The sequence below is a fragment of the Pararcticibacter amylolyticus genome (genome assembly GCF_003130405.1).
Lineage (GTDB): Bacteria > Bacteroidota > Bacteroidia > Sphingobacteriales > Sphingobacteriaceae > Arcticibacter > Arcticibacter amylolyticus.
In genome coordinates this window covers 16,422-36,254 of record NZ_QEAS01000002.1, presented here as the reverse complement: position 1 = coordinate 36,254, position 19,833 = coordinate 16,422, and the positions used below count along the sequence as shown (strand labels likewise).

The 19,833-nt window shown below is 47.1% G+C and carries 16 protein-coding genes and 1 pseudogene; 10 read left to right on the top strand and 7 right to left on the bottom strand.

The window, feature by feature from the left end:
• The 3 genes and pseudogenes from DDR33_RS02630 to DDR33_RS02620 all read right to left on the bottom strand — a co-directional run.
• A pseudogene (locus DDR33_RS02630) lies at nt 1-1,014 on the bottom strand (glycine-rich protein); the annotation flags it as partial.
• Nucleotides 1,015-1,162: 148 nt separating this feature from the next.
• A complete protein-coding gene (locus tag DDR33_RS02625; protein WP_109414222.1) occupies nt 1,163-2,629 on the bottom strand; it encodes an aminotransferase-like domain-containing protein in 1,467 nt (488 codons plus the stop codon).
• 57 nt (nt 2,630-2,686) lie between these two features.
• Nucleotides 2,687-3,448 (bottom strand): SDR family oxidoreductase, encoded by a 762-nt coding sequence (locus DDR33_RS02620; protein WP_109414537.1) that lies wholly within the window; start codon nt 3,446-3,448, stop codon nt 2,687-2,689.
• 213 nt (nt 3,449-3,661) lie between these two features.
• Between DDR33_RS02620 and DDR33_RS02615 the strand changes: the two genes are divergently transcribed.
• From DDR33_RS02615 to DDR33_RS26925, 3 genes are read left to right on the top strand one after another with little or no spacing between them, the layout of a single operon-like run.
• On the top strand, nt 3,662-4,054 hold the full coding sequence (locus tag DDR33_RS02615) for a RagB/SusD family nutrient uptake outer membrane protein (RefSeq protein ID WP_238387639.1): 393 nt from the start codon (nt 3,662-3,664) through the stop codon (nt 4,052-4,054).
• 46 nt (nt 4,055-4,100) lie between these two features.
• Nucleotides 4,101-4,748, top strand: a complete 648-nt coding sequence (locus tag DDR33_RS02610; RefSeq protein WP_238387638.1) for a glycerophosphodiester phosphodiesterase family protein — start codon at nt 4,101-4,103, stop codon at nt 4,746-4,748.
• Nucleotides 4,715-4,831, top strand: coding sequence for a hypothetical protein (locus DDR33_RS26925; RefSeq protein ID WP_394341097.1), 117 nt, complete (start codon nt 4,715-4,717; stop codon nt 4,829-4,831). Before DDR33_RS02610 ends, DDR33_RS26925 begins: the two co-directional genes overlap by 34 nt.
• A gap of 164 nt (nt 4,832-4,995) precedes the next feature.
• On the opposite strand, the gene DDR33_RS02605 is transcribed toward DDR33_RS26925, so the two are convergent.
• The 4 genes from DDR33_RS02605 to DDR33_RS02590 form a co-directional block, all read right to left on the bottom strand.
• On the bottom strand, nt 4,996-5,763 hold the full coding sequence (locus DDR33_RS02605) for a DUF4397 domain-containing protein (RefSeq protein WP_109414220.1): 768 nt from the start codon (nt 5,761-5,763) through the stop codon (nt 4,996-4,998).
• A gap of 23 nt (nt 5,764-5,786) precedes the next feature.
• Nucleotides 5,787-9,011, bottom strand: coding sequence for a TonB-dependent receptor (locus tag DDR33_RS02600; RefSeq protein ID WP_238387637.1), 3,225 nt, complete (start codon nt 9,009-9,011; stop codon nt 5,787-5,789).
• A gap of 220 nt (nt 9,012-9,231) precedes the next feature.
• Nucleotides 9,232-10,179: a FecR family protein gene (locus DDR33_RS02595; protein ID WP_146198686.1), complete on the bottom strand. Its 948-nt coding sequence runs from the start codon at nt 10,177-10,179 to the stop codon at nt 9,232-9,234.
• Nucleotides 10,180-10,360: 181 nt separating this feature from the next.
• Complete coding sequence (locus tag DDR33_RS02590; protein WP_238387636.1) at nt 10,361-10,990, bottom strand: RNA polymerase sigma factor; 630 nt, start codon at nt 10,988-10,990, stop codon at nt 10,361-10,363.
• A 257-nt stretch (nt 10,991-11,247) separates the two neighbouring features.
• On the opposite strand from DDR33_RS02590, the gene DDR33_RS02585 reads away from it, so the two are divergent.
• The 7 genes from DDR33_RS02585 to DDR33_RS25695 all read left to right on the top strand — a co-directional run.
• A complete protein-coding gene (locus DDR33_RS02585) occupies nt 11,248-11,808 on the top strand; it encodes an RNA polymerase sigma factor (protein ID WP_158280619.1) in 561 nt (186 codons plus the stop codon).
• A gap of 191 nt (nt 11,809-11,999) precedes the next feature.
• Entirely contained in the window at nt 12,000-13,163 is a 1,164-nt protein-coding gene (locus DDR33_RS02580) for a FecR family protein (protein ID WP_109414216.1), read from the top strand.
• Nucleotides 13,164-13,315: 152 nt separating this feature from the next.
• Nucleotides 13,316-16,783: a TonB-dependent receptor gene (locus DDR33_RS02575; RefSeq protein ID WP_238387635.1), complete on the top strand. Its 3,468-nt coding sequence runs from the start codon at nt 13,316-13,318 to the stop codon at nt 16,781-16,783.
• Between the two features lie 27 nt (nt 16,784-16,810).
• On the top strand, nt 16,811-17,539 hold the full coding sequence (locus DDR33_RS02570; protein WP_146198685.1) for a hypothetical protein: 729 nt from the start codon (nt 16,811-16,813) through the stop codon (nt 17,537-17,539).
• A gap of 19 nt (nt 17,540-17,558) precedes the next feature.
• On the top strand, nt 17,559-18,347 hold the full coding sequence (locus DDR33_RS02565) for a hypothetical protein (RefSeq protein WP_109414213.1): 789 nt from the start codon (nt 17,559-17,561) through the stop codon (nt 18,345-18,347).
• 227 nt (nt 18,348-18,574) lie between these two features.
• Nucleotides 18,575-18,811, top strand: a complete 237-nt coding sequence (locus DDR33_RS02560) for a hypothetical protein (protein ID WP_109414212.1) — start codon at nt 18,575-18,577, stop codon at nt 18,809-18,811.
• A 392-nt stretch (nt 18,812-19,203) separates the two neighbouring features.
• Nucleotides 19,204-19,833 (top strand): hypothetical protein (locus DDR33_RS25695; protein WP_202913636.1); only part of this gene is annotated, 630 nt, incomplete at its 3' end.

The window sequence follows — 19,833 nt, the reverse complement described above, 5'->3', positions numbered from 1 at the left end:
ATATCCCTGCGTAGCAGAACCACCTCCACCATACCCGCCCTTTCCGTACTGATATGTTGCATTAAAAACAGCCCCTCCGTTCCAGGGATTTCTTTGTCCCCCCAGGGTCGGGTAATTATCACAACTTCCGGCTGAATACCAGCCTGCGCCACCACCTCCATTACGGCCGATACCGCCATTACCATTTGAAGCCCCGGGAGCTATCGGATAGGCCACCGTCCGTGTTCCCGAAGTACCCGATGTTCCCGACTGTCCGGGTTCACCGTTAGTGATACCAGAAGCGGCCTGATTCAAACCTCCACCGCCGCCTCCCGCAATAATCATCGGGTTCCCGCTGACGCTTCTGTATACAAACGTGCCGCCTCCGCCGCCGCCAGCTCTGTAAGAAAGGTCGTAACTTGCCTGCTGTCCCTCCTCGCCTACCAACACATAGACTGACTCACCGGGAGTAACGGTAAATGTGCCTTGCATGGAAGCACCCAGGCCGCCATAAGCTGATGAACCGTTGCTGCTCATATAAGAATCTCCTCCTGAGGCTCCAAGTACTTTTATTGTAGCTGAAGTCACGCCGGACGGAACGGTAAATGTTTGTACACCGCCTGAATAAACATAGACGATTGCCTTTATTTCATTTCCGTAATAGGTTGTACCTCCTGCGATTGCATACCCCCTTATATAATAGACCGTTGCAGCGCCTACACTTAAACCGGCACTATAGCTTCCTATGCCTGAGCTGTTAATTGTTTTGGTATTAGCGGTTGTCGGATTCGGGCTTGTTGAATAACAAACACCCCGCGATGTAATAGTAGTTCCAGCCGGGGCTGTGATATTTACAGCTGCCGTTACGGCACTCCCATCGTCAGCTATTGTAACATATTGAGTTTGAATCGTCGGGGGGACGCTTCCCTTATTATATACACCAAACATGCTGGGCATGACTGCAACCTGTGCTATTGAAGAGTTTACCCAAAAAAGCAAAGCAGCAAATGACAAAACCTTCGAAACGACGTTCATAAAATAAGTTTCTTTTTAGGCCTTTTACGATTACATCCCGATATGGTTACATGTTAACTTGCCGGAGATTCAGAGCAACCGCGCTTTACCTTCAGATCCGAAAAAGGCAAAGGCGGGCCAGGTGTTCATCATTTTTCGTTTCGGCAGATCACAAGCTCAGCCTGAAACCTTCGAAAAATTTCGACATTTCATCAGGGTTCAGAGAGGCAAAACCCAGCCGGGCCCCGTTGATATCCGGGCTATACCTGTACAGGCTTCCCTCATTCATGTATATTCCTTTGCCGGCTAGTCTTTTAGAAAGCTGAGGGAGAGAATAACCTTCCGGAAAGGTTACCCACACCGCCATCCCGCCCTGGGGGCTGACGAAACGCGCAAAATCACTTCCCAGCGATTTTAACGAATCACAAAACTGATCACGCCTTTGCTTATATATTTTTACCGACCTCCTGATGTGCCTCTGCATGTCTCCGGTATTAAAAAGCTGGGCTACCGATTCTTCAAACAACACATCTCCCCGGATCTCTGCCAGCTGTTTCAGCCTCGAGGCCTGCCATATAAAGTCCGATCCGCCGATGAGGTAACCCAAACGGATAGTCGGGGCCAATGTCTTGGAGATCGATCCGACATACATAACCAAACCATTGTGGTCAGCGCTGGCCAAAGGCAAAATGGGACTGTTATCATAGTGAAAGTCATAGTCATAATCATCCTCGATCACCGGAAGCTGATACCTCCTGATGATTTCCAGTAACTTCACTCTGCGCCCGGCACTTAGCGTCACCGTTGTAGGATGGTGATGATGAGGGATCACATACAGCAGCGCCGGCCGCGACTTTTTACAGATCTCTTCAACCGCATCTACATCTATACCCTCTTCATCCACCTTCACCTTTATCAGCCTGGCGCCTAAGTGCTCAAAGAGCTTACCGGCCAGTACATAATTCAGCTCCGCTACGATCACCGTACTGCCTGGTTTGATAATCATGCTCGCTGCTGTAAAAATGGCCAACTGAGCGCCATGGGTAACTAAAACATTCTCTGCTTGAATGTTGAGCGCCCTGGTTTGGGAAAGAAAAACAGCAAGCTCCCTTCTAAGGGATAAGCTTCCCGCATTTCCATACATCAACTGACCATGAAGGTATGCCCTGTTCGCTAAAGTCTTGTAATGGTTGAAGATAGCACCCAGGGGAGCGATCCTTTGATCCGGGTATCCATCGTTGATCATCAGATCAAATGGCTTCAGTTCCGGGGAGACCGGAGGACGCTCTGTGATCCGCCTGTAAAAAGATGGCCCAGGCAAGCCTTCCTCCTCAGTATCCGCCTGGAAAGATCTCGGACTAACCCCCGGAAGCCGCTTAGAGACAAATACCCCTCTCCTTTCAGTCACTTCCAGCCAGCCCTGGGCACTCAGCTCATCATACGCAGCAACGATAGTCGTTCGGTTCAGTTTCAGCTCCGAAGCCATAAGACGGCTCGGAGGCAACTGATACCCGGGCCTGATCTTACCGTTCCTGATCAGGCAGATCAAGCCGTTCGCTACCTGCCTGAAAACCGGCAGGGCAGAATTTCTGTCAATTTCAATGAGATTACCGAAAGGCAGTGTGTGGATGCTCATGATAATGAAGACCGGATGCTTTACGCCATACAATGGCGGTGTAAGTTTACGAATAAATCATGGATGAAGGTGCTGAATGTTATTCTCAATCCACTCATCAAAGCTGATTTTTCCGCTGACAAAATCTCCGGCAGGCACCAGTCCCGACTTTTCAATATCGAAAAACATGTACTTATTATCATCATTCGGAACAAGAACTTTATCCTCTCCCGTGATTGCCAGGTATCTTTCCACAAATGCCGTCATAGAAGCCCGCTCAGGTCCGGCAATGTCAATAGTGCTGTTGACCGGCGCTTCCAGGGCAGTTGCAGCAATAAATGCCGCCACATCTTCAGCTGCAATTGGCTGATAATCGACAGTTGAAATGTGAACCTCCTTGTCCTGCGACTGTACAGCAATCAGGGTAGTGATATGCTCATGGAACTGGGTAGCGCGAATAATGGTATAAGGAATGCCGGACTCCTTAATCAGGTCCTCCTGCACTTTTTTTGCCCGCAGATACCCTATATGTTGTCCCAAATCGGTCCCGACGATTGATAAGATCAGGTGATGTTTAACTCCCGCCGCCTTCTCCATACGGGCAAGGTTCTGCCCGGCGGTACGAAAGAAATTATTGGACAATTCGTCTTCAGGACTCGTAGAGTTCGACAGGTCAATAACCACCTCTGTACCTTCCAGCGCTTCCGGCAGGCCTTCGCCCGTTATGATATCAATTCCGGTCGATCTGGAACCCGCAATCACATGGTGCCCTGCGTTCACTAATTTACTGGTAACGTTTCTGCCAATGAGACCCGTTGCACCGATAACTAAAATTTTCATATTCATCTGCCAAAATTAGTCTTAAGGCCGTTTTTCAAGGCCATCCAGGGATGATATAGCTACCAGTCCAGCGCTGGTTCTATTGTACAAACAACCTGGGTTTTACAAAAGTACTTATACAACCTGTATACAAGCAACGACCTGAGGAAAACTGCTTACGTAGGGCTGGCGGCAACGGGTGTACCCTATTCGAATAAGCTAAAAAAGCCATCGGTGATAACCGACGGCGGAAGTGACATTGTTGTTCTTCGCTATGCTGACGTATTACTGATGCTCGCCGAGACGCAAAATGAACAGAATAATATTGAAGAAGCACGCAAGTACCTGAATCCAGTGAGAAACAGGGCCGGACTGCAGGATAGTCCAGCATCGACAAAAGATGAAATGAGGGCAGCGATTGCCCTTGAACGACGGCTTGAACTGGTTGGTGAGGGACACCGATGGTTCGACTTATTGCGCACGGGCGACGCCGTCTCTGTAATGAACCAGTGGTTCAAAGACAGCGGTGTACCGATTACAGTCGACAAGCATCATCTGTTACTTCCCGTACCAATCGGTCAGGTCAACACCGATCCCGCTATTGTTCAGAATCCAGGCTATTATTGATCATCAGACGTAAACTATCATGACTATTCACATCCACACAGCTCAGATGAAACACTTCAAAAGATTCGTGTTCATCTTTCTTCTTTTATCGGTTCAGCAAGCGCTTGCCCAGCAACACCACACTAAGACATGGCAATCCATTCTTGCTCATTTTCAGCATCCGAAACAAGGATATGTCTTGACTGCTGCTCATCGTGGCGACTGGAGAAACGCGCCTGAAAACTCAATAAATGCAATAGACAGAGCAATAAAAATGGGCATCGATATCGTAGAGATCGACGTGAGAAAAACCAAAGACAATCAATTGGTGCTGCTTCACGATAAAACCATCGACAGGACGACAAGTGGCAAGGGTAAAGTCTCGGACTGGACTCTTGACTCCCTTAAAACGCTTAAGCTAAGACAGGGACACGGTGGCACAGTTGACGAAAAAATACCTTCCCTGGAGGAAGTAATGCTGTTCGTAAAGAACAAGCCGGTACTGCTGAATCTTGATAAGGCCTGGGAATGCCTGCCCGAAACGTATCAGGTACTTAAAAAAACGGGGACCATCAAACAGGCGTTTTTTAAAGGAAACGAGACTCTTGCCCAGCTCCGGGCAAAGCATGGCATAATACATTATGGGCCGAGCTTTGTGCCGGTCATACTGACGAGAAAGCCATTACAGACCCGGATGCCAACTGGGGCTGGATAATAAAGCAGGGAGCAAACGTCATACAGACCGATCGTTGCCGGGAATTACTAACGTACCTCCGGAATAAAGGGCTGCATGAATGAATTAAAAACGCCCGGCTGCATAGGCCGGGCGTTTTTAAAATCTTGATGACGGGGGCCTTCGTAGGCTGCTTTAAAAGTACCTTACGTATTGCGTCGTTCACTGCATCCAGCACATAGATACTTTCATCTCTGCCGACAGCTAGGCCTGCCAATTAAGGAGGACATTAATAGATGGCATAATCCGGTAAGAAAAACCACAAACCTCCTCCCAGATCCAGTGCATTCAAAGTAATGATTTCACGCTTGCCCGCTTCTATATAAATACTAAAATATTCAGAACCGATGCCGTCTGCCAGAAACTCTCCCGTATCTTTGTTCTTTAATTTGATAGCGTATATAATAGCAGAGCCATCGTCTTTTGTCGCCCTGACTGTAACAAAATTCGGGTGAAGTTTTCCTTTTTCCAGGTTAGTCCATACAATACCTGTTTCTTCGAATAACGAAGACTCACTATTCCATTTTAGAAGGTAAGCATCTGTTTTGATAGCATCTGCTACGGCACCATCGGGCACACTGTTAAAAAGAAAAAAAGAAGTAGAATCGGCACTGACATTTGTATTGCCACTTGTAAAGCTCTTCATTCCAAGCGTAGAGCTGTATGCAATTTTCAATGCCACTTTTTCCGAAGCACCGGCAGTAATTGTAGTATCGAGCACCAGGGAATCAGTGCCTGCTTTTTTGAATGAAATAGTGGTTGCCTTTCCGGCCGTTAACCTTTTCGGGATATCATTACCAATAATTCTCCCGGCGGCCAAAGTATCTATTTTAGTCCCGGCTACATAAATGTCTAATGTAGATGCGCCGGGAAGCGCCAGTAGTTCGGCAGAGAAAGACCCGTAGTAATTTTTAACCCCGTATCCTTCATCATCCTTTGTACAGGAAAAAACGAATAACGTAAGTGCAAGTGCAAATAATATGAATATCTTTTTCATTTTACTTGATGTTTTGTTGCTATCTAAAAGTTGTAACTAAAACTGAGTGAGTAAGTACGGCCCGGGGCGCCTTCGTAATCCAGCATATCCGTACCTTTCTGGTACATCAGTTCTTTAGATGAAGGTTCATGCCCGTCATGCGGTACATAGGAGCCGCCATCATAGCGATTTACATAAATCAGGTATTTACTGTTCAGCAGGTTGCCTGCATTCAGCTTGATGGTTGCTTTCTCTTTTAATAACTTTACTGCCAGTTGGGCATCCATCGATTGCATGGGTTGTTCATATAGGGAGCCTACTTCGTCACTGCCTACCCGGTAAAAGCGATTGCTTATTTTGTTATAGCTAAGGCTTACAGAAAAGTGCTTATGGTCATAATACATCCCGGCATTATACATAAAGTTGCTGGCGCCCGACTGCGGCCTCTTTTCTTCGGCCCCGATATTTTCTGTTACAAACAGCTTGTTAGGATTACCGGCATCCAGAGCCCTATAGTCAACATCCATAGGCCTTACCGTTGCAAACAGCCGGGTAAAGTTGCCGTATAGCGTTATATTCTTTAAAACCGGCAGATCTGTAAATATCATTGATTTCCGGGCTTCCAGCTCGATTCCTTTATTGATGGCATCCTTGTCATTCTTCAGCTCAAACAGTTTGTTCTGCATGGCAAATATTTCCATCGGGTAAAGAAGCTTTTTATAGAACAGCGAAAAGGAAAGCAGTTCGCCGGCAGAGGGATACCATTCGTACCGAAAATCAAGATGATGGATTTTGGTAGAGATAATGGGCGACTGGCTCCAGTAACTGCCACCCAGTTCAAAGTCGTATTCCCTGAAATAGGATATTTCCCTGAGGTCCGGCCTTATTATACTTTTGGAATAAGCCATCCGCAGATTCATTTGAGACGTAAGGCCGTAAGTAAGGTTGGCAGAGGGAAAAAAATTCCAGTCGGGTTCCCGGTTATAGAGGTCGCTGTAATCGGTAACATCACCGTTATTTTGTTGCTGGTTCTCCACAAACTTTTCCAGAATGGCATTTGCACCGTTGAGGTTGTAATATTCGCCCCGCAAACCATACACAAGCCGGAACCTGTCGCCAATCTTGTTGTCCAGCATTACATAACCGGCATGGAGGACTGGTTTCTTTTGAAAATCATCACCAAATTTTGAAGAATAAATCTCCCCCCCGTCAGCCGGATTAAAGGCCACGCTTAATGGTTCAGGATTGGATCCATCCGTAAAAAATCTCGAGCCTGTTATCAACACCCAGAAGAACCGGTCTTTACTCCATCCGGCATAACCGGTTTTCAGCATATTAGTTACAGGCAGTTTACCTAAAGAAAATCTGAATGGTACGGATAAATCAGCATTCCATCCCCAGTCTTTCTCATACGCCCGGCTCCACCACCGCATCGCTCCTGCACTTACTCCCCCACTGTACGCATTGGTGATACTGAAATCGGATGATGCAACATCAGGACCGTCTGTTTCACTTCCTATATAGCCCATATTTGCCTGTTTATTATCTGGCTTTAGCCTGTCCAGCGTAGTATAACTCGCCGCAAGGTTTAGCTTAACACCCTTATGCCCAACAAGATGCTCGGCTTTTAACTGAGTTTGCCATAGTCTTGTCACCGTTAGCATGTCATAATATCCAACGTTCTGCCCATGGTCTTCCTGTTTGCCGGCTCCCAGCACGAACTGTTGATCGAGCGTACGCAGATAAATGCTCTGCAGGCTCAGTTTGTTACCTTTATTCTGATAGCCTAAACCTGCTGTTCCACCGAGATTAGAAACAAAGCCATAACGTTTTCCCGAAAAACCTGCCTGCCCGTTTTTAAGATCAACGTTTGAAGGGATATAACCATCGCGGCTCATTCGCACATCCTGCGTTTGCCAGGTATTGCGGTAACTGGTGGAAAACATGAAACCCAGCGATTGTTCTTTTGGCAAAGGCATAACCCGGCCAATCGAAAACTGCCCGTTATAGCCAGGTGCGGGAGTGTAGTTTTTTAAACCCCAGTTGTTGGAAAACAGCGAAGCGTCCTTTAATATCCTGTCATCTTGCTGTCCTGCATCAAAATAACCACTATTTATAATGTCCGTTCTGCTTTTCCAATCGATAGTGCCAAATAGTTTCCGGCTGTCCGGTACACTGCCAAGGTATTCAGTACCGGTAATTTCAGTAGAACGAAAGGTTCTGCCTGTGGTTTTGTCATTTACGGAAGTACCAAAACTTATTGAAAGGAAATTTTCAGCTGGGATCTCTTTCGTATTGATTTGCACCAATCCGCCACCAAACTCAGCGCTCAGGTCGGGCGTGAGAGTTTTAGTAACTACCACATTGTCCACCAGGTTGGATGGAATAATGTCATAGCTGAAGTTCTTTCTATTCATTTCGGTACTGGGCATCATTTGTCCATTCATCATGGACTGGTTGTAACGTTCGCTTAATCCCCGTACGACCACATATTTGTTGTCAAGACTGGTTAGGCCGCTGATGCGCCTGAGCGTTTCGGCGATGTTTTTATCAGGTGTGCGCTCTATCTGTTCGGCACTTATACCATCAGTGATACCGGCGTTATTCTTCTGCCGGACATAAAGGCCAGCCAGGCTCTCTTTTTTATAATTTCCGGTTACGGTAACCTGACTGAGAGCATTTGTTGCCGGGCTCAGTACAATATTTAACCGGGTCGACTGACCTGCCTTTACTTCCACCTCAGTAATGCGCCTGGTCTGGAAAGAGATGTAGCTAACTTCAATAATGTAACTGCCTGGTGCAATACTGAAATTGTAGCTGCCGTCCATATTACTTTGTGCGGCCTGACCAGTCTGCACAATCTTTACAGTTGCACCGGGAAGAGGTTCTCCCCTGTCGTCCACGACCTTGCCTGAAATACGCCCGGGCTGCTGGACCTTAGCCTGCGCCGGAACCCTGCTTACGGCGATCATACGGTCGGATTGTTTGAATCTCAAGTTTTTGCTTCCGGCAATCTCCTGCAGGACATCAAATAAGGAAGCAGCGTCTTTCGAAATCGCAACCCCGGAGATATTACCGATTTCTTCAGTAAAGTAGAAGCTGAAACCCGACTGCTTTTCAAGCTCATCCAATACCTTCCTTAGTGATGATCCGCTGTTGTTGACCTTAACTTTAACCTCTTTGAGGCTTTGAGATCTTACTCCCGATGCCGTCAGTACACCCGAAGTGGTCAGGGTAATAAGAACGGATAGGAATGCTAACCTCGACATATCATATAGAAGTTTAATTACACTTTTTTTTGTAAAATTGCACATGGCTTTATTGTTGAATGATGTATTGTCTGCATTGGAACCTGTAAAGTCTTTGGAGCGAAGGGGGTGAGATACCTTCGTTCCTTCTTTTCGGTCCCTGTTTTTTTCTTTGTGTAGGTCTTGCTGCTTTTCTTTCAATCCATAGTCTAAGGGTGTTTTCGTGAATACTTCTGTTCGCTTATTTCCATAAGGTGATTGTTCTTTCTTTAATGTGGTAGTGGAAACCGCCGGTTTTTGACAACATGTCTATCACCCCCCGGATATTTTCATTGCCATGCGTGCGCAGGTTCATTTTTTGTCCTGCCAGTTCGGGCGACCTGATAATGATGGTAATGCCATATGTACGTTCCAGCACGCGGCACACCTCTCCAAGCTCGCGGCTGCGGAACACCTGCCCCCCTTTTTGCCAGGCCAGAAAGTCACCAGGCTCAACGGCATGTTCTTCGGCCAGGCCGGTACGCTTGTTGACGGTGAGCTGTTCACCCGGTGTAAGCAAGTGCCGGCCGGTTATTTCCGGAGATTTTACAGAAACCTTTCCGGTGGCCACAGTCACTGCGGCGTTGATATCTTCCCGGTAGTTCCTGACGTCAAACGACGTCCCCAATACTTGTATTGCCAGTTTACCGGCATGGACAATGAACGGACGGCTCCCGTCATGGCTTACCTCAAAAAATGCCTGCCCGTCCAGAAAAACTTCTCTGGTATTGTTGTTGAGGGTTGAAGGATACCTCAGGCGGCTGGTACTATTAAGGGTGATGACCGTACCGTCTGTCAGCGTAACCTGTTTGCGCTCCCCTGCCCTGGTGCCAGTTTCGGAATAGATAGTGCCGGACTGTTGATTCCGGCTGAATGTAAAGAACAATAATGCCACACTGAACATCATGATAACAGAAGCGGCGATCATCCAGGGCCGGATAAATCCACTCCGCTGCTGTGCGGGAAGGAAACGCTCCCGCAGCTCATCCCGCGACTTCTGCTGTTCCGCCTCCATCTCATCCGGCGAAATGTCGTCCCGTTTCACATCCAGCCCCACCATCCAATGTGCCAGTCTTTCCTTTTCGCCTGCCCGTGCAGAGCCATGCATTATCCTCCTGTACAGTTCGTTCAAATGATCCGGGTCTTCCATATGTTTTGTCCGTTTCAACCAGGCGTTTCATTTGCCCTGCATATATATAAAGCAGGAACTTCAAATTCTCCTCACAACTTTTCTGTTAAGTTTTTATGAATTCTGCTTAACAATATTTTAACAATGAAAATTCCCGGTATTATGCCTGGCGAAATATGTCAGGAAAGAAAGATAAGCGCATTTAAAAAATCAGCCACACGATAAAGAGGATCTCTAATGCCGTCGCATCGTAGGCTTCGGTAGAACGGCGGAGCCGGGCGATGGCACGATCCAGCTGATTTCGGACGGTTTTGGGTGACAAGTTAAGCTTGTCCGATATTTCATCAACGGTATGCTGCTGACGCCGGTGCAGGATAAAGACTTCACGCATCCGGTTCGGCATTTCTTCAATAGTCTTGTTAATGGCTGCCAGCAGGTCTTCGTAACAGGCATTGACCTCACGCAATTCAGCAGGATCGAAACATTTGTCAAAGCCTTGATTTTCGAGATATTGTCTGAAATTTTCCTGATGTTTCCCGTTGAATCCTCTCTTACGGAAGAAACCGGACAGTTTGAACCAAAGGCGCTTTTGCAGCCAGCCCGGCAGTTCCTCCCCAAAATTCAGCGTCCCCCGTTTTTCCCATATCTCGATAAAAAGTTCCTGCACCAGGTCGTAGGTATCCTGCCGGTCGCCAATTTTGCGATAGGCCAGTTTGTGAAGTTTGAGCCAGTACCGGTGATGTAATTCCTCAAAAGCTGCATAATCCGACAGTCGGAGCAGCCTGATAAGTTCTTTATCATCAGTGTGCCTCATAGGCACAAAAATATCCAACCCATATTAAGTTGATGTTAACATATGTTAGATGCAACGTCGGGTTCATCGTCTATAAAGCTTTTCCGGCATTCCTGTACAGTCTGACTTTATGCGTTTAATACTGTGGATGCCGTTACCGAGCTGCTCCAGGATGTAAAGTAGATATGGTAACAGGCGGTAAATATATAGCCTTATAGTGCTTAATATAAACTTAATATAAACTTCTCCCGGTGGTTACACGCCCCCGGTAATTTTGGGCAGAAATAATTCATGACTTGAAAACTATTGATCTGACAGATGCCGTATTACTGGAGAACCTCCAATCAGGAGACCATACTGCATTCGATCAATTATACACCAAGTATTGGAAGCCGCTCTACCGTCTCTCATTTAAAGTGCTGAAAGATGAGCTGGAAAGTGAAGATGTCGTACAGGAGACCTTCGTTCGCTTTTGGGAAAACAGGAAGACGCTGAACGGCAGTAATATAAAGGGCTGGCTTGCTACCACCTCCTACAGGTTGACACTAAAGAAGATCCAGTCACAAAAAAGACATGTCAGCATTGAGGGGGTGACTTATGAAGAACCCATGGCTGAGCGAGCAGACGAATCTTTTAACACACGCCAGCTACAGTTGCAAATCAATAATTGCGTGAACCAGTTGCCAGATCAATGTCGCAAAGTATACCAAATGCGCAGGCTTGATGAATTGTCCGTTAAGGACACTGCATCCATGCTGGGGATTTCAGCAAAAACGGTGGAAGGCCATGTGACTACAGCACTCAAACGAATAAGGCATGCCATTAGCAGTGCCATGATACTCCTGCTTTTCCTTTAATTATCCTCTATTTTGATTTGATTGTGCCTGGTAGAATATACTCTGTTACGGACTGAAATGGCGCGTACAAAGATAAGTTATTGATTCTTCATTTTTTTCGTCGTTCTGACCAAGGGATGTCCCCCGTTTTTTGATTATATCTATAAAGGGCGGATGAAGGGCCTTCCGGAGACTATAAAGACAGTGAATTGATGAATGAGGATATTTACAGAAAGCTATGGCAAAAGCTGGCAGATGGCAAGGAGCTGAGTGGGGAGGAAGAGGAACAGCTCAGGAAGGCACACAGGCAGATGCTGGAAAAAGAGCTTGAAGCAACAGCCAATGACCTATCGCTGGATCACGAGGAGGAACGCGGAATGGCCATGCGCCGGAAAGTAGATCAGCAGATAGCAGATCGTAAAAGAAAACGCTTCCGCCTTATGAACTTCGGGCGAATTGCCGCAGCGCTTTTGGTGGGCTTTACATTGCTTGCAGCGACCTATTGGAGCTGGTCAGATCAAACCAGTAATACAGAACAACTCGCCAGCCAAACAGACATCCTTCCCGGACGGAATAAGGCTCTTCTGACTTTGTCAGACGGTTCGGTGATTTCCCTCAACGACGCAAAGAACGGTACCATCGCTGTTCAGGGAGGTGTACATATAGAAAAAGATAAAACGGGGAATATCCGCTACACCGCAAAAGGAGAACCGGGGGCAACGGATGTAGCATTGAATACCATAGCTACGCCGAACGGCGGCCAGTACCGCATCACCCTGCCGGACGGATCAATTGCCATGCTCAACGCAGCATCTTCTCTAAGCTATCCGGTACGCTTCTCAGCAAACGAGCGCCGCGTGAAAATGACGGGAGAAGTTTACTTTGAAATTGAAAAACTACAGTTATCAGGTAAAAAAGGTAATGTACCTTTCTTTGTCGAAACTGAAGGACAGTTAATACAGGTGTTAGGCACGCATTTCAACGTCAATGCCTACGGCAATGAAGGAGCCATCAGGACCACGTTGGTTGAAGGCAGTGTAAAGGTGAGCGCCCGCGATGGACAGTCCGCTTTGCTAAAACCTGGTGAGCAGTCGTTACTTGCAGGCAAACTGGATGTACAGCAGGCCGATATCCAGCAGCAGCTGGCCTGGGTGAGTGGCGATTTCGTCTTTCGTGGCGAAACGCTGGAAGGTGTGATGCGGCAGGTGGCGCGCTGGTATGACGTGGAGATAGATTATCCGCCGCACATCGGCAGCCTCCGCTTTAACGGAATGGTGTCGCGCTCGCAGCCCCTGTCGGTTATTGTGAAAATGATACAAGCTACCCATAAAGCATCCGTAACGATCAAAGGAAGGAGGTTAATTGTGACCGACTAATACCTGGCAGGAAGCAGACGCTGTAATCTAACAAACAGTAGTAAGAAAAACTAAGGCCAAAGGTGGTGGGACACCTCTGGCCGGATAGTTAAAAGCTTATCGAGAACATTGCGACACAATATTATCAACTACATTTTAACATTAACAAAAGTATGATTTTTTCTCAATGCATGCGTGTTATGAAGATCACCATGTTATTACTTACCTGTCTTTTAGTGCAGGTATATGCCAGTACCTATGCCCAGCGCATCAGTATCAACAGGCAGAATAGTACCATCCATGCGGTGCTCGAAGACATCCGCAGACAAGCAAAGTATGACTTTTTTTATGATATGGACCTGTTCAGTAAGGCAAAACCGGTTAGCCTGCAAATTAGGAATGCCCAGGTAGATCGGGTACTAAAGGCACTGTTTGCAGGAAAGCCGTACAGCTACACTATTGATAACAGGCTTGTAGTCATTACCGAAGCGGAATCCGCTGCGTCCACCTCATCAGAGCCAACAGGAGATGCTGTGAAAGGTGTTCGTCAGCAGCCCGGCCGGATCTCCGGCAAGGTGCTCGACGACCGCGGTGAACCATTGCCCGGTGCCAGCGTGAAGATTTTGCAGACTGGTCAGGCACTGCAATCCAGTGTAGATGGCAGCTACCATTTCAACATTGCCCCAGGTACGTACACCATCGAGGTCAGCTACGTGTCTTTCCAAACCAGGCGCATTACTGAGGTGGAAGTAAAGATAGGGCAGTCGACCCGGTTAAACATTGTACTTACCCCGGTTACCAACGCCCTTAGTCAGGTTACGGTTACCGGCTCCTTCAAAAAGGAAAGCACTGCCGGACTCTACGCTCGTCAGAAGAACGAAGCCGGTATCTCTAACGGTTTGTCGGCTGAGCAGATCGCAACTTTGCCGGACAAGAATGTGGGCGAAACCCTTAAGCGTATCTCGGGAGTGAGCACCAACGGTAACCGTCAGGTAGTGGTTCGTGGTATTGCCGAGCGCTACAACCTGGCCATGATGGACGGGGCCATCCTGCCCAGCACCGATGTACAGGTGCGCGATTTCGAGTTCGATATTATTCCGAGCAACCTGATTGATAACGTCGTCGTATCTAAAACGTCTACCCCGGACATGAGCTTCGGCTTTGGCGGCGGATTGGTGCAAGTGAATACCCTTGCCATCCCCAATGAGAATTTTACCTCATTCAGTTTTGGATCTAAATATATCAAGGGCAGCACCGGGAAGGATTTTCTGGGTTACGGTCGGGGGAAGCACGATTACCTGGGTTTTGACGACGGAACGCGTGACCATTTCCCTAAAGAACTGCTACTGTTTGATGGCCGTAATTACAATCCCGCAAACCCCAATGCTGCACCGCCGGCAGACGTCACACCAATCACCCCGGCAATGATAGCTGAACAGAACAAGAAAATTGGCGGACTGGAGCGTATGGGAACCAGGGTATACCAGACTATGCCCGGTCAGAACTACCAGTTCAGTTTGGGGCGCAGCTACAACCTTAAGAACAGCCGGCTGGGTTTTGTGGGTTCGGTGAGCTACCGTAATGAGCAGAACATCGATTATATCTCTCAATATGAAAGGGGCGTATGGCAAAAGATAGAGAACTACACCTATGATGTAGAAACTGGCGAACAGGTGAACCCCACTTCCGCCAACCAATACAATTTCAACACCACCTGGGCTACTCTGCTGAATGCAGGCTGGAGCAGTAAGAACCATAAGATTACCTCGCGTAATTTTTATTCCCGGCTGTTCAGTAATCAGTTCTCCCGCATCGTAGGATTTGGCAATGACATCGGCTATGAAAATAATAAACCGGCCATACGCGAGTACGACCGCCCAAAGTTTATCGACCTGTTGCAGAACAGGATCAATGGCGAGCACAGATTTGGCAAGCTGAAGTTGGAATGGAACGTAGCACAGAACAAACTGGTTAACCTGGAGCAGGACGCTGTGGAAGCCTGGCTGGCACCAACAGTGACGCTGAACGAAACGGTCTACAACATTATACCGAGTGGCATTACCAACCCCGGATTAGGAACTTTCAACCGCAGTGAGTACCGTTACGAGGAAACCAACCGCATTGCTGAGGGTTCACTCAGCTATCCTTTTCAACTGATCGGGCAAAAGCAGACCGCAAAGGCAGGTTTTCAATACCTCGAACGCAAGGGTATCATGGACTGGACAGTACTTCCGATTGGTGCGGTAAATACCGTCAACAGCGTTTATCCCTACGTTCCCGTGCAGGAATGGGGACAGTATCTGGATTTTGATGACCCACAGAACGACCTGATGTATTATCCGGCACTGTTCTCAAAGGCCGGTTATGAAGGCAAAAATACCAATAAGGCCTGGTTTGCTATGATGGACAACCGCCTGGCCAGCTGGATGCGTCTGGTATGGGGCATACGTGGAGAATACTATAAATATGACCGCCTAAGAAGTGGCGCCAACGATATACAGATTGACCAGTTGATCAAAAGGGATGAGAGCCGGCAGTTTGTGGATCCACAAACAGGCAAAATCGTGTCTCCCTTTGCCGACCCTACTAATGAGGAGAAAACATGGCGCTACCTGCCCTCGGTCAGCCTGACATTGACGCCCGTGAAAGATTTCAATGTGCGTGGCGCATACTCGCAATCGGTAGTACGCCCGGCATTGATAGAGAATTCACGCATGATCCGCTTCGACCCCGTAGTGGGTGGCTTCCGCCAGAACCAGGGGGTACTTTCTACCCTGATAAACCACTATGATTTCCGTCTGGAGTGGTATCCCAAAGCCGGGGAGATTATCTCCGCAGGTTTCTTTTACAAATACTTCGACAAACCTGTTGAACTGTACCGTACGCCGGTAGGTGCCGATTTCAGGGTGTACCTCAACACCCAGAACTCTGATTGGGCAAAGGTACATGGCTGGGAGTTTGATGTCCGCAAAAGCATTGGCTTCATCTATTCCGGTTGGAAACCCCTGGACAATATCTACGTAAATGCAAACCTGACCCTGCAAACTTCCGAAGTTCAGGCCAGCCGGTACGAAGGAAAAAACATCGGCCAGGACAAGTACGGAAAAAACTACGAATACCGCACGAAGGTGCTATTGAAGGAAAAGAGACCTTTGTTCGGACAGGTGCCCGTACTGTACAACCTCGGGCTGCAATATGCGGGTGATCGTTTAGGGGCCAGCATTGCGCTGAACTATATGGGCTATAAAACTTTTACAACCGGCACTGTGCCCGAGGTGGTGGAGTACGAACGCCCCCGCAGCCAGGCGGACGCCCAATTGAGCTACAAGTTCCTGAAAAGCAAAAAGCTGCAGGCCAGGTTCAATATGAGCAATATCACCAATAGCCCCTTCAGGTTTTTCATCAATGACAATGTTACCTATAAGGTACAGGACAGGTGGGCGGGCCTTGCAGAAAGCGCCATACCCGCACAGACTTGGGATGAGAAATATGAATGGAAGTATGGCTTCTCTCAAAAGTATGAGGAGGGCTATTACGAAACTTCGGCAGACGGAAAGACCAAAACCCGTGTAGGTGACCGGGATACCTTCTTACGCAAGATAGGCAGCTCTTTCAGCCTGAATGTTTCCTATAATTTTTGATTTTAAGAAAAAAGTAACATGAAAACAATGAAAATATTTTGTGCTCTGCTGACGGGAGTGTTGCTAATGGTATTTGCTGCCTGCAGTAAGAACGAAAGTGAATTTCTCTACAAAGGTGATATGTTGCCTGTTGCCATAAAAGGATATAACGGTAGCAGTGAGGAGCTGGTCGTGAAGATAGATACGTTTAAATTTAAGTTTGATCTGCCTCCGCAACAGGCGCTCAACCAAAGTGACGCCTATACTTTTATTGAAGATAGGACAACGGCATTGTTGACAATTACCGAAAAGACATCGGGTAAGCTCGTATTGGAAAGACAATTGAAAAAAGGCGAAAAAAACGTGGCGATTAACCTCTTCTATACAAACGACGGGATTGTTGAATACAATCCTCCTCCTGTAAATCCCAATGCCAACATCGTAGGTGTTTTTATTACCAAAAATGTGCAGACAATTATTAACGCAGACATAGCGGTTACGCTATCCGGAAATGTTATCAAGTATTTAGCAAAAGATGTTCCTCCCAATCAATGGTTCTTTTTTGAAACGGATTATATACCTGCTGTTCCGGCTACTGAACGTATAGCGTTTCGTAGGGCTGGAACAACGTTAGGGTATTATCAGGATGCTTCTGCGAGGAATATCTTCTCCAACTTCCCTTTATTTCCTGTAGATGGAACGAAAGGAGAACTTAGGAGCTATATCATAACCGGCAGTACAGGTGTCAAAAATATTGCTGCAACCAGGGTATTTTAATACATAAAACAGTAAAACAATGAAACGATACATTAAAAATATAGTCTTTATGGTATTGATTGCAGGTCTGTTTACAGCCTGTAAAAAAGACGATCTGGAGACAGAAAAAGTCATGCAGATTGTGATAAACGGGTACAATGGCGGGGTAAACGCCCTCCAGATGAGTATTGACACTACGCAATATGATGCAGCAACAGCGAATGGCAAATACATTATCGGAGCGGCTTCCGGGATTGCACAGAATTTTGCTTACACCTACCGTTCGGAGAAAAAACGCATGCTCACCCTTACCGATATGGTCACACAAAAAGTGGTGTATAGCAAAGAATTACCGGTCAATGCACCGAAGGGTCTTTTCAATTACATCTTCCTGGATGGCAAAGAGCTGGAGGTAACCCCTCCGTCGGCGGATGCTACCACCAATAAACTGGGCTTTTATATCTATTATCCGGCCAGCAACGAGCCGTTTGATATTTTTCTGTACAGGGTTGATAACAGCACCGGCCAGGAATTCCGGGAATATCTCGCCAGGGGTGTTATGCAGGGACAATGGGTATATGTAAATTATAACGCTACAGCGGATTTTGGAACCAAGGCGTTATTAGGTAGCTCAAGTGTGTACTTTACCAAAGCTGGTACCACCGACCAGTGGGCATTTGATGATGACCAGAATAAGAGCACGATATCCGGCAATAGTATGTTCCTGCCGACCACCATTGACAAAGGTCTGGTACAGCCCTATTTCATCAAGCCTATGACTAGTAGCCAGGGTTTGGCAAAAATGTTCTTTTACCCGGACAGGCAATAGTCGATTTACTCTGCAGGTTTTTTTAACCTGCAGATAATTTTCAATGGAAACTATACAATAGACAAAAAACAATTGGAAACCATCAGCGAACAAAAGCATCTTGCAATCTTGATAATACTTAAGATCTAAATAAACTTATTTTTAGCGCATGAGCGCGTCCTCTAACGGTTTATACCAGAACTCACCCGGAAACTCTAAACTGGGATGGGAACAGACATCAGCGTTCAATGCCGGGGCTGACATTGGCTTCTTCCGTGAGATGCACCGATAACAAGTTCGGCCGCTTCAGCTGGTCGAACAGCGCCAATATTTCCTTTAACCGCAATAAGGTACTTGACCTGGGTGGGCAGCAATCCATTATCACCCAGTCGAACGGGGTTATCTACTTTATTACCGAAGTAGGCAAACCGATAGGAAACTATTATACGCTGGTGCAGGACGGTATTTTTAAAAAACGCCGCTGAGCTACAGGCCGGGCCGGATGGGACATCGGGACTTGGTGTCAACGGACAAACTGTCAATGGAGCCGGAACTAATGGCTTCGGAGGTGTTGGAAATAAAGGAGGAGGAGCCTGCGGGTACGTTCAATACAACGAATCAGGGCCGGTGGCGGTGGTGGTTCTTACAACGCCGCTCCGGCAGCAACTCAGGTTAATTTCTCAGGATATAATCCGACTGATGGTGTTGCCTTAATTACCTGGTAAGCGATATATTAAATTCCCTTCACCTGCCTCCTGAAAAACCACCAGGCGCTCCCGGATATATGCAATCACAAAACAGACTGCAGGTATGCTAAATACTTACAATATCCGTAACCTTATTTAGGCTGTTCCGTAAAAAAGGAAAATTCATACGGATGAAAAGATTTGTTGCACTCAGCATATTCGGCTTTTTGGCTTTACTCGCAACGTCAACATATGCACAGGCAGTGTTTATGCCCGCTATGCAGGGCGTGCAGTACCGGCGGGCCTCGGCCGTTGTAGAGACCCGGAGTGTATCTATTTCGTCCAGCACTGTAGTAGAGGCAGTTGTAAATATCACTGCCCCGGCAGGAACAACTCTGAGTGAGCGGGGAGTCTGCTGGTCAACTAATCCGAATCCCACTATTGCTAATTTTAAATCAGCTTACGGAAGTACCTCATTGGGAACAGCCACCAGTAATATCACGAGTATGGCGACGGGCAATATCTATTACGTTAGAGGATACGCAACCGTCGGGGGATCCACCTATTACGGGAATGAGCTTCCAATGGCCATTTTTTATTCTAATGGTGCGGACCAATCGTTTACCGTTCCTGCCGGCGTGACTTCAGCAACTATTAAAGTACTTGGAGCAGCAGGAGGAGAATCAACACTGAGCGGAACCCCTACAGCTTATGGAGGATATGGTGCATCTATGATGGGAACTTTTACTGTAACTCCGGGAGAAAGCATTTCCGTTATCGTAGGCGAAAAAGGCGTCGACGGATCCTATTATGTTGTCAAA